Genomic DNA, 11,980 nt, shown 5'->3' with positions numbered 1-11,980 from the left:
CCATGCTCACCTTCCGCGTTGCCGGTGTGCGGGTTTGCGTTCAGGCGACGGCCGGCTCCGCTGGCCGCGGCTCGGGACAAAGCAGCAGCTTGCCGACCGTGGCGCGCGACTCCAGCGCGGCATGCGCTTGCCCGGCGCGAGCGAGCAGGTACCGGCCGTGAATCCGCGGCCGCAGACGGCCGGCGACCACGCCGGCAAGCACCCGCCCGGCACGGCGCACTACGTCGGCTGGAGCGCGGTCATAGTGGCTCAGTGACGGTTTGGTGAAGAACAACGATCCTCGGGCGTTGAGCGCACGAGGGTCGATCGACGTCACCACTCCCCCGCTCTGTCCGTAGAGCACGTATGTGCCTCGTGGCCGCAGACACCGGATGCTCTCATCGACCACAGCGGCGCCGACCGCGTCATAGACCACGTCGACTCCGCCGGCCGTGTGGTGCAGCACTTGCTCAGCGAACGACCCGGCAGAGTAATCGACGACATGTGCGGCTCCCGCGGCCCGGGCCGCAGTCATTTTGTCGGCACGTGAGACGGTCGCGATGACGGTCGCGCCGTACTGGACCGCGAACTGCGTCAGCAGCCCACCGACACCACCGGCGCCTGCGTGCACGAGCACGGTGTTGCCGGCCGTCAAGGGCACGACGTCGTTGGCGAGGAAATGTGCGGTCATCCCCTGGATTAGCACGGCCGCCGCGTCGGCCAGGTCCACCTCGGAGGGCACCCGCACCAGCCGCTCCGCCGGGACCACGCAGTGTGTGGCGTATGCGCCGCCGGAACCGACCCAGGCGACACGGTCACCTGCGGCGAAGTCGTGCACATCCGCGCCAACCGCCGCCACGACACCGCTGCCTTCCACACCGGGCGCGAACGGCAGAGCGACAGTGTATGCGCCGGAGCGTTGCAGGATGTCGAGGTAGTTGACGCCGGCAGCGGTCACAGCAACCAGGACCTCCCCGGCCCCCGGGGACGGTGCCGGAACGTCGACGAGCGTGAGCACGTTGGGCGGCCCCTGGCGGTAGGTGACGACCTGCTGCATCACCCACCCGCCATCGGCGAGATGATCGTGACGGTGCGGTCGGCCTCGACCATCGTCTGCGCACGCAGGTCCCGCGGGATCATCGCATCGTCGATACAGATGTTGAGGTACGTGAACGGCTGGTTGTCGCCATCGAGCAGCCGGCGGTGAAACTCCGGGTTGTCCATGGCGAACTGCCGAATGACGTCATGCAACGGACCCTCCGTGCCGGAAAATCTGGTGCGTCCGGCGTTCGTCCATACTGACGGCACAACGATACTGATCATGCTCGTTCCTCCTTCGTCACAGATCTCTCGCACAACGGAATCCGTGTGCAAATGTTGACCAACCGCTGGGGTCGCCGTGCATGCGTTCGCTGCATCGGACCTGATAACGGAAGTTCATCCACGATCCGCCGCGGATCACCCGGTACCGGCCCAGCGTCAGGCGGACTGTCGGGTCACACACCGAGTCGGGCCCGTACAGGCCTGACACTGTCGAGGTCCACTCGTAGACGTTGCCGGCCAGATCGGCGCAGCCGAAGGGGCTGCGGCTACGGTGTGGCATGTCCCCGACCGGCGTTGTCCGCGGGATCGGGCCGTCTTTGGCGAACATCGCCCGCCACCACTCCTGCCACTGCTCCAGCGACCGGAGTGTGCCCGCATGCAGCTCGGCGGTGTTGGCCAGGTGCTCGTCCCACCGATCGCCCCACGGCCAGATCCGAAACTCCGCGCCGCGGGCGGCGAACTCCCACTCCGACTCCGTCGGCAGACGCTTGCCGGCCCAGCTTGCATACGCCTCGGCGTCGGGGAAGGACATGTGCACCACGGGATGATGCTCGTAGCCCGTGATCGACGTGCCCGGACCTCCCGGCCTACGCCAGGAGACCTGCTCCCGCTCCTGCCATCCAACGTCGGTGTAGACCATGCTCATGCCGCGCTGTTCGGCGTCGGTCAGATAGCCGGTGGCCCGGGCGAACTCGTCGAACTGCGCGTTCGTCACCGGGAATCTGTCCATGCGGAACGGGCGGACAACTTGTGTGGTCGGCGGTGTCTCGTCGCCGAACCAGATCCGCGGCAACGTCTGGTCCTGTGTCATGAGCCAGTCCAACACCCATTCCGGCGAACCCTGGTCGAACCGGCCACCGGGCACCGTCACCATCGCGTCCATGCCGTTCCCCGCGCTCATCGTGTCTTCCCGCGATGCGGCTCGCGACCATCGGACACCCAACGGTGCGCGAGCATGAGCCCGTTCACGAGCGTGTCGATCTCGGCTGTGGTCGTATACAGATAGAAGGACGCCCGCGTCGTCGAGGTGACGCCGAATCTCGTGCAGACCGGCGCCGCGCAGTGCCGGCCCACACGGACCTGCACACCGAGCGAGTCCAGCAGGCTGCCGAGACGGACCGGCTCCACGCCGTCGACGTTGAACGAGATCACCGCACCGCGATCCAGGGTGGTCGTCGGGCCGTATAGCCGCATCCCCGGCACCTCCTGCAGGACCGTCAAGGCGTACGCGGTCAGGTCCCGTTCGTGGCGGTCGACCGCGGTCATGCCGAGCCCGGACAGATAGTCCACCGCGGCGCCAAGTCCCACGGCTGAAAGGATCGGCGGGGTTCCGGCCTCGAACCGGGCGGGTGGGTGGGCGTAGGTCGAGTGGCGCATCGAGACCACGTCGATCATTGAGCCGCCGCCGAGGAACGGTGGCATCAGCTCCAACAGTTCGGCCCGACCCCACAGCACGCCGATGCCGGTCGGTCCGCACATCTTGTGACCGCTGAACGCCACGAAGTCCACGTCCAGCGCCGTGACGTCGATCGGCATGTGCGGCACCGACTGCGACGCGTCGAGCAGCATCAGCGCGCCGACGGCGTGGGCCCGTGCCACGATCGGCGCGACAGGGTTGACGGTACCGAGGATGTTGGACATGTGCACGATCGACACGATCTTGGTCCGCTCGTTGACCAGCTCGTCCAGCCGGGTCAGATCCAACCGGCCGTCGTCGGTCAGCGGCAGCCAGCGCAAGGTAGCGCCAGTGCGATCGCACAACAGTTGCCACGGCACGAGGTTCGAGTGGTGCTCCATCTCGGACACGAGGATCTCGTCGCCTCGGCGCAGGACCAAGCGTTCGTCGATGATCCGCTGTGCTGCCGGAGCGCTGAACGTGTGCGCCACCAGGTTGATCGCCTCGGTCGAGTTCTTGGTGAACACCACCTCCTCGGGGGTGCGGGCACCGATGAATGCCGCGACCTTGCCCCGAGCCCCCTCGTACGCCTCCGTGGCCTCGTTGCCGAGGGTGTGCGCCGACCGCGCGGCGTTGGCGTTGTGCCGCCGCTGGTGTTCGCGCATCCGGTTCTGCACGAGGATCGGCATCTGCGAGGTGTTCGCGGAGTCGAGATATGTCAGCGGATGACCATTGACCTCTCGGCCAAGAATCGGAAAGTCGGCGCGTACTGCGTCGAGGTTGAGCGTCGCGTTCTGGGTTCTGATCGTCGTGGTCATGGCCTCCGCGCTCCTTGTTGAAGGGTCTCGGATGCGGCCGTCAACGGCGTCAAGGAGGCATCCTCGTTCGTCATACGCCGGCTGGACGGGTTCGCCGGCGAGCCGGCACCGGCACAGCCTTCACCGTCGCACCAGGTGCAGGCCGGGGCACCTTGCCAAGTGCGTTTCCCGAACGCCCCGGCGCACACCCCAGGTGTCAGGCGTTCACGCATCGCCGTACGCCGTGTCCGCCGGCAAAGCAGCGACCAGGTCGACGCGACCGGTGATGAGCGCGAGCCGAATCCGGTCACGCCATGACTCGCTAGCATGATCATCGGGCTGGTCACTCATCCAGGTCGCGGGCACCCCGACCGCCACCAGAAGTCCGGTCTCCGTTCGGATCCGGCTGGCGCAGGCAAGCGTGCCCTGCCAGTCCAGCCCATGCACCAGCACACCGACGAATCCCCTGGCGGCGAATCCGACCGCTTGCGCCACCAGCAGGTCCGCCACGCCGGACGATTCAGCGTCTGCCGGGCAGTGCAGTTCGACGAACTCGATGCCTCCGGCAGCGGGGCGGACGTGGGTGTGCGCGTTCGGCCTACCGCGGAGCACCGCACGGAGCGCCGTACCGGTGTGAACGTCGCCCTCGCACAACAGCACTAGCCCTGCACCGTCGTCGCCCCCGGTCGTCGACACCCGCCGGTTGGGCAGGCGCAGCGAGCCACGCTGCAGCGGCGCGTCGATCACGTCAGGCGTGCCGATTGGGCACCCGTCCAGCGGAGCTCCGCTGCGTTCGCGGAATGCAGTCTCGGCTTCGGCGACCCGTTCGCCGCATCGCTTCCGCAGGTCGGCATAGGAGAAGCCAGCGACGCGGGTCAGGAAGTGCAGGCCGAACTGCGCGGCCGGCAGGTTCATCCGCCGGTCGAACGTCTCCCACCAATGCATGCTGGCCGCGGCCCGCCGCTGGACCCGCTCGACCGGGCCGCGGCGGCGTTGCTCATACACCTTCAGCGCGGTCGCGGTGTCGTCGTGATCGCCGAGTGCAGCGGCGAGCGCGACGGCGTCGTACATGGCCAGCTTCGTGCCGGACCCGATGGTGAAGTGCGCTGTGTGCGCCGCGTCGCCGAGCAGCACGGTGCTACCGGACGACCAGCGTTTGTTGTGGACCACCGCGAACCGGTGCCACCGGTTGTTGCGGCTGATCAACGGATGGCCCTGCAGGTGCACTGCGAACATGGTCGACAGCGCGTCGAGTTCGGCTTGGCCGATTGGCACCGCCGCGTCATCCGCGCCGTCCTTCGGCCCGAAACCGGCGTCACGCCACGTCGCCTCGTCCATCTCGATGACGACGGTGCTCATCCCATCGCCGAATGGGTACGCGTGCGCGGCCACCGCGCCGAACGGTGTCGCGGCGAAGGCGAAGGTCGCGACGTCACCGAACTGGGCATGCGAGCCGAGCCAGATGTAGCGCGCGCGGCCTAGGCGCACCGTGCAGCCGAACTCTGCCGCCCGCGCGGCGCGGAGGCGCGACGCCGCGCCGTCAGCGATCACGAGCAGGTCGCGCTCGGACTGCGGGCGTGGGCCGACGGGATCCACGGCGTGCCGAAAGTGCAACCGGGCACCGGCCCGCTGGGCCTGCTCGCGCAGAATGTCCAGCAGGATCCGGCGCGAGATCGTCGCCATCGCGAAGCCGTCGTACCGCATGACCGCACCGGGAAGACGGACCTGGACGCCGGTGAGCGTCACGGCGGCCCGCATGATCTGCTCGTGTGTTTCCGGATCGTGTTCGGCGATGCCGGCCAGTGACCGGTCGCTCAGCGCCACCCCGAATCCGGGGTTCTCATCCGCGGTGTTGCGCTCATACACGTCGACGTGTACGTCGGGCGAGACCAGACCGATCATCCGGGCCAGGAACAGGCCGGCTGGGCCGCCGCCGGCGACCGTGACCCGGCCGGAGTGTTCGTTGCGCATGGTGGCTCCCGTCGCCGTGCCGGACCTGTATCGCCGCCATCGTCGACAGGAAGCAGCACACCTTCACCTCTGTGGATGCGCGATGCCGCCGATGTGCCCCGCGCCGCAGACGCGCGCAAACACGAAGGTGCGCGCGGCAATCGCGACCAAGCACGGTTTAAGCACTACCCCGTGCGCCCTCATACGGCTCGCCTGGTCATCTCGCTGCCCGGCGAGTGAAGGAGTGTTGATGAACCTCCCCGAACCCATCGCAATCGTCGGGATGGCCTGCAGATTCGCCGGGAACGTCGACTCCTTGCAGAAATTCTGGCAGCTTCTGCTCGCCGGCGACGACACCGTAGGAGATCTTCCGGCGGGCCGCTGGGACTGGTACGGCTCGCAGAGCCACAAGCATGGCAAGGCGCTGCGAAACGTCACGCGCCGCGGGGCGTTCCTCGACGACATCCAGGGGTTCGACGCCGACTTCTTCGAGATCACCCCACGCGAGGCTGAGTTGATGGACCCACAGCAGCGCATCACGCTCGAGCTTGCGTGGGAGGCACTTGAGCACGCCGGGATCTCGCCGCACCGCATCGCCGGGACCGATACCGGGGTGTTCATGGGGGTCGGCGCCGACGACTACGGCCGACGACTGCTGGAGGATCTGCCCGGCATCGAGGCGTGGAGCGGCATCGGTGGCGCCTACTGCGCGGTGGCGAACCGCATCTCACATCTGCTGGACCTGCGCGGGCCGAGTATGGCGGTCGACACAGCGTGCTCGTCCTCCCTGGTGGCAATTCATCTCGCCACGCAGGCCCTGCAGGCCGGGCAATGCCCGCTGGCGATCGTCGGCGGCGTCCTCGTGATGGCCGCACCGGGCTTGTCGATGGTGCTGGACGCGGCTGGCGCCACGTCTCCGGACGGCCGCAGCAAGTCGTTCGACGCGGCGGCCGACGGCTATGGACGCGGCGAGGGCGCCGGCGTGGTGGTGCTGAAACGTCTGCGCGACGCCCACCATGACGGCGACCGGGTCCTGGCCGTGATCCGCGGCAGTGCCGTGCATCAGGACGGGCGCACCAACGGCATCATGGCGCCGAACGGCAAGGCACAGGCACACCTCATGCGCCGAACATACGAGACGGCCGGCGTCGATCCCGCCACCGTTGCCTACGTCGAGGCGCACGGCACCGGCACCAGGGCGGGCGACCCGCTCGAGGTCGCCGCGATGAGTGAGGTGTTCGGTGCGGCCCGGCCCGCCGATCGGCCGTGCCTCATCGGTTCGGCAAAGCCGAACATCGGTCATCTGGAAGCCGGCGCCGGCATTGCCGGGGTCATCAAAGCCGTCCTGGCACTGGACCACGCCCTGATCCCGCCCAGTATCATCGACACGCCAACGCCGGTCGTCTCCTGGGACACCTGCGGGTTGAAGGTCGTCGACCGGCCCACGCCCTGGCTGAACACCGACGGGCCGCGCCGTGCCGGCGTGTCTGCCTACGGATACGGCGGCACCCTGGCCCACGTCATCCTCGAACAGGCGCCGGACCCGGACACGGCCCAGCAGCGCAACGACGGCGTGACCCGACCACCCGAGTCCGGCCTGCTGGCGTACCCGCTCTCCGGTGCCAGCGTGAGCGCAGTACAGGGGCTCGCCGGCCGGCTGGCCGATCACCTGGAAACCGCGACGGACGATTTGCTGGACGTGGCCTACACACTCAGCCGCCGCCGCGCCCACCTGCCGCATCGTCGCGTCGTCGTGGCCGCTGACAGGCCGCAGCTGGTGTCCCGGCTACGCGACCTGGCCGAGCTCGGCACGTCGGCGGTCGAGGGCCGGGTACTGCCGGGTGCCGGGCAGGGACTGGTGTGGGTGTTCTCCGGGCACGGGTCCCAGTGGATCGGCATGGGCGCCGGGCTGCTCGACCACGATGCGGCGTTCACGGCCGTCATCGACCGGCTCGAACCACTGTTCGCCGAGGAGATGGGCGTCTCGCTGCGTGCAGCGATCCACGCTACCCTCGCGCAGCCCGTCGACATCGCACAGCCGATGATCTTCGCGATGCAGACGGCGCTCAGCGCATTCTGGCGCGCTCGCGGCGTCCGTCCTGACGCGGTCATCGGCCACTCCGTCGGCGAGATCGCCGCAGCGGTCGCCGCGGACGTGCTCACCCTCGAACAGGGGGCGCGGCTGGTGTGCCGGCGATCACTGCTGCTGCGACGCGTCATCGGTCGGGGTGCCATGGCCATGGTGAATCTCCCGGCCGACGATGTCGACCGCCGGCTGCAGGACCGCGGCGACGACGTCACCGCCGCCGTCGCCGCGTCGACCAAGTCGACTGTGATCTCCGGCGGTGTCGACGCCGTGCGGACGCTGCTGCAGCAGTGGCGGGCTGAGGGTCTCCTGGTCCGTGAGGTCGACTCGAACGTCGCCTTCCACGGGCCGCAGATGGACCCGCTCCTGGCCGACCTGTCCGCGGCCGCCGCCGACCTTGAACCGGCTGCGCCGACCACCGTGCTCTACAGCACGGCGATGGAAGACCCGCGCTCGACGATCCGCCGCGACGGCGCCTACTGGGCCGCCAACCTGCGCGGCCGGGTCATGTTCAGCCAGGCCGTCACGGCTGCGGTGAAGGACGGGTACCGGCTGTTCCTCGAGATCGCATCACACCCCGTGGTCGAGCACTCGATCAATGAGGTCCTCGAGGACCTCGGGATCGACGACACCTGCGTCACTCACTCGACTCGCCGCAGGCGCCCTGAAGAAGCCGCGCTGCTGGACAGCCTTGCATTGCTGTACTGCCACGGTGCACGGATCGACTGGTCCCAGCCGCATCCCGCTGGGCGACTGGTAGACCTGCCGACCACCGTCTGGCAGCACCGACGGTACTGGGCCGCGGAGCCAGCACCGGTCTCCGGTGTGGCCCAGACACATGACCCGCTGAGCCACACGCTGCTCGGCGGGCGGATTGCCGTGCACGCCAGTACCCCAGCGCACGTGTGGACCACGCACCTCGAGCTGGATTCTCGGCCGTATCCGGGCGGCCATCCGGTCCGTGACGTCGAGATCGTCCCGGCTGCGGTGCTGCTGAACACCTTTCTGGCGGCGGCATCGCAGACGGTCGGGTGGTCCGACCTGGTCGACGTCACGCTGCGTACCCCGGTCAGTCTGACCAACCCCCGTGAGGTACAGGTGGTGCTGCAGGACCGCACGGTGCGGCTGTCCACGCGACTCGCCTCCTCGAAGGAGGACGAGTCTGAGTGGCTGACGCACACCACGGCGTCGGTCGCGCCCGTGGTGCAGCATGAACCGGAACAATCGGCCCCCGCAAACGCCGCCGGCGCCGCCGAAACTGCGCCACTGCCGTCCGACCATGTTGTGCGCCGGCTTGCCGAACTGGGCGTGGCAGCGATGGGTTTCCCCTGGCGGCTGCTGCAACTGCACGGCGGCCCGCGGTCGATCGCCGCGACCGTCGACGCGGGAGGCGCGGCATTCCACGGCACCTGGGCTTCGGTGCTGGACGCGGCGTTCTCCGTTGCGTCCGTGTCGTTCACCGGACCGCCCGTGCTGCGGATGCCCGCGCACATCGACCACGTGAGACTGACATCGGTCCCGCCGGCGCAGGCCCACGTGCGCGCCGTCGTCACCGGCGAAGACACCGTCGACATCGACATCAGCACGGTCGACGGAGAAGTCCTCGGCCGGATCTCCGGGCTGCGTTACGGGGTGTTCGACCGCGCCGAGAGCGCGACCGTCAACCCGCGGACGCTGGTCCACGAGGTCGGCTGGACGCCCGTCGAGCATCCGGCACCGGCCGCCGGATCACTCCGGATCACCGTGGTCGGGCCTGCAAGTGACCTGCGAACCCGTCTGCACACGGAACTCAGCCGCGCGCACGTCCAGCATCGGGTCGTCGCGGACGCGACGGAACTCCGCGCCGACGACCTTGTGTCCGGACACACGGTGCTGGTGGTGCCCGACCCAAAGCACAGCCTCGGCACGGCCGCCGCAGCGACACGCGGAACCTGGCTGCTGACGCGTACCGCGCAACGGTTGACCCGGAACCGCAACGTCAAACCGGCCCGGTTGTGGTGCATGACCGAGGGCGTCAAGGAGAGCACCGCCACCGCTGCACTGGTCTACGCGCCGCTGTGGGGGCTGGGCCGCATCATCGGCGGCGAGCACCCGGAGGTCTGGGGTGGCGTGATCGACGTCGACGGCACGGATCTTTCCCCCGTTGTCGACATCATCGCCACGATGCGCTGGGAGGACGTGATCGCAATCCGCGACGGCGCGCTGGCCGTGCCCCGCCTGCACGAGCTGCGCGGCGAACCGGTCCGGCCGCCAGTTGCGTGCCGGTCCGAGGGCACCTACCTGATCACTGGTGGTCTGGGCGCTCTGGGCCTGCGCGTCGCCCACTGGCTGGCCGGGCGCGGCGCCCGCCGCATCGTGCTTGTGGGGCGTCACGGGCTCCCGGCCCGCGACACCTGGGACGCCGTCGAACACGAACCGCTACGGGCCCAGGTGGACGCCGTCCGGTCGCTCGAACGGGCGGGTGTCACGGTCGTCACGGTCGCGCTGGACATCACCGACCCACGGCAGACCGCCGAGCGCCTCAGCCCCGACGCCCTCGGCCTGCCCCCGATCTGCGGCGTCGTGCACGCCGCCGGCGTGGTCGCCAACGGCATACTCGAGACGGTCGACGAGACCGCCGTGCACGACGTGATGCGCCCCAAGGTCGACGGTGCGCTGGTATTGCACGAGCTGTTCCCCGCCGGCAGCCTCGACTTCTTCGTGCTGTTCTCGTCGAGCGGCCAGATGCTCGGCCTGCCGGGCCAGAGCACGTACGCGGCCGCGAACGCATTCCTCGATGCGCTCGCCGTGCACCGGCACAGCCAGGGCGATTCCGCGACGATCAGCATCGGCTGGACCTCTTGGCGCGGGCTGGGCATGTCGACGTCGTCTGCCGCCATCGATGTCGAACTGCAGGCCCGCGGTACCGCGGACATCAGCGCGGACGAAGCGTTCGCGGCCTGGGAGGTGGCCGAGCGCCATGACCTGCCGTATGTCGCTGTGCTGCGCACACTCGCGCCGGATCAGAGCAACCGCCGGTTGCCGGTGCTCAGCGAACTCTCGCTGGCTGCCTCGGTCCCGGCGGAGTCGGCGGAGTCGACCGAACCGTGGGCGCAGCTGACGGGGAAGGAGCTTTACGACCACATCGCCGAGGTGATCCGCACCAGCGTGGCCGAGGAGACCGGGCTCAACGCGGGCGAGCTCGACGCCCGCCGGCCGCTGCTGGAGATGGGTCTCGACTCGGTCATGACGGTGCGCATCCGCGGCGCTCTGGAACGCAAGCTCCAGATTCCACTGCCGGCGACCTTGTTCTGGGACAGGCCGACCATCGATGCGGTCGCCACGCTCATGGTCGAGGTGATCTCAGGGGATGTGTGGCCGTGCTGACCGGAAGGGACGCAATGAAGACTGACGCACAGGCGAGCTGGCCCGCCGACCGGGTCGCAGCGTACATCGAAAACGGATGCTGGCGCGGCCAGCCGTTGGGGTCTCTGCTGTGGCAGTGGGCCGAGCGCAGTGGTGAGCGGATCGCCGTCGTCGACGGCGCCGTACGGCTGAGCTACCACGACCTCGCGGTCCGAGCCGATGCGCTGGCCGATCGGCTGGCGGCCACCGGGCTCACGCGCGGCGACAGCGTGCTGCTGCAACTGCCCAACAGTTGGGAGTTCGTCGTGGTGACACTCGCGTGCATCCGCGCAGGCGTCGCGCCGGTGATGATGCTGCCGTCGCACCGCGAGTACGAGCTGGGTTCGATCGGCGCCCACGTCGGCGCCAAGGCCGTCATCGTGCCCGACGTATGGCGATTCTTCGACCACCAGGATCTCGCGCATCACGTGGCAGCCATGCTGCCAGGGCCGGTCCGAGTTCTGGTTGTCGGCGACAACGTCCGCGCCGACAGCGTCGACGTCCGTGCGCTGCTGAGCACTGAGGGCGACGTCGCGGTGCGACGCCAGCGGCTCGACGCACTGGCGCCCGCGTCCTCGGAGGTGGCGCTGTTCCTGCTCTCTGGCGGCACCACAGGCGTTCCCAAGCTCATTGGGCGGACCCACGACGACTACGAGTACAACGTCCGTTGCTGCGCCGAGGCCTGCGGGGTCGACGACGAGACGGTCTACCTCACCGCGCTGCCCGCGGGTCACAACTTTCCGCTGGCCAATCCGGGCATCCTGGGCACGCTGTACGGCGGCGGACGGGTCGTGATGGCGCCGTCGCCGCGGCCCACTCAGGTCTTCGAGCTGATCGAGCGCGAGCGCGTCACCATGACGTCGGCGGTGCCGGCCGTGGCTCTCAAATGGGTGGCACAGGCCGCCAGCAGTCCACATGACATCACCAGCCTGCAGACGCTGCACGTCGGCGGCTCGATTCTCGCCCCCGCCGTCGCCGCCGGCATCGCGGCCGCCCTCAACTGCCACATCCAACAGGTCTACGGCATGGCCGAAGGACTCATCTGCTACACCCCAACCAACGCCC

The 11,980-nt window shown here is 69.0% G+C and carries 7 protein-coding genes; 2 read left to right on the top strand and 5 right to left on the bottom strand.

Annotated elements, in window-relative coordinates; all coding sequences use genetic code 11:
- Positions 1-40 precede the first annotated feature (40 nt).
- The 5 genes from AB0K00_RS19245 to AB0K00_RS19225 form a co-directional block, all read right to left on the bottom strand.
- Positions 41-1,036 carry a quinone oxidoreductase gene (locus AB0K00_RS19245; protein ID WP_363522786.1) on the bottom strand — a complete coding sequence of 332 codons (996 nt, stop codon included), beginning with the start codon at positions 1,034-1,036 and terminating at the stop codon, positions 41-43.
- Complete coding sequence (locus tag AB0K00_RS19240) at positions 1,036-1,230, bottom strand: MoaD/ThiS family protein (protein ID WP_363522476.1); 195 nt, start codon at positions 1,228-1,230, stop codon at positions 1,036-1,038. The genes AB0K00_RS19245 and AB0K00_RS19240 overlap by 1 nt, the downstream gene beginning before the upstream one ends.
- An 88-nt stretch (positions 1,231-1,318) precedes the next feature.
- Positions 1,319-2,185 carry an SUMF1/EgtB/PvdO family nonheme iron enzyme gene (locus AB0K00_RS19235; RefSeq protein WP_363522784.1) on the bottom strand — a complete coding sequence of 289 codons (867 nt, stop codon included), beginning with the start codon at positions 2,183-2,185 and terminating at the stop codon, positions 1,319-1,321.
- A 14-nt stretch (positions 2,186-2,199) separates the two neighbouring features.
- The gene (locus AB0K00_RS19230) at positions 2,200-3,516 is read right to left on the bottom strand and encodes a cysteine desulfurase (RefSeq protein ID WP_363522474.1); all 1,317 of its coding nucleotides are present in this window, start codon (positions 3,514-3,516) and stop codon (positions 2,200-2,202) included.
- A 204-nt stretch (positions 3,517-3,720) separates the two neighbouring features.
- Positions 3,721-5,466, bottom strand: a complete 1,746-nt coding sequence (locus AB0K00_RS19225) for an FAD-dependent monooxygenase (RefSeq protein ID WP_363522472.1) — start codon at positions 5,464-5,466, stop codon at positions 3,721-3,723.
- Here AB0K00_RS19225 and AB0K00_RS19220 point away from each other — a divergent pair.
- Both AB0K00_RS19220 and AB0K00_RS19215 read left to right on the top strand, forming a co-directional pair.
- Positions 5,465-10,897, top strand: coding sequence for a type I polyketide synthase (locus AB0K00_RS19220; protein WP_363522470.1), 5,433 nt, complete (start codon positions 5,465-5,467; stop codon positions 10,895-10,897). The two genes, AB0K00_RS19225 and AB0K00_RS19220, sit on opposite strands and share 2 nt — an antisense overlap.
- A 14-nt stretch (positions 10,898-10,911) precedes the next feature.
- The coding region (locus AB0K00_RS19215) for an AMP-binding protein (protein ID WP_363522469.1) at positions 10,912-11,980 on the top strand (1,069 nt) is incomplete at its 3' end.

It is taken from the genome of Dactylosporangium sp. NPDC049525 (assembly GCF_040676755.1).
GTDB lineage: Bacteria > Actinomycetota > Actinomycetes > Mycobacteriales > Micromonosporaceae > Dactylosporangium.
This window is presented reverse-complemented; position numbering and strand designations above follow the sequence as displayed.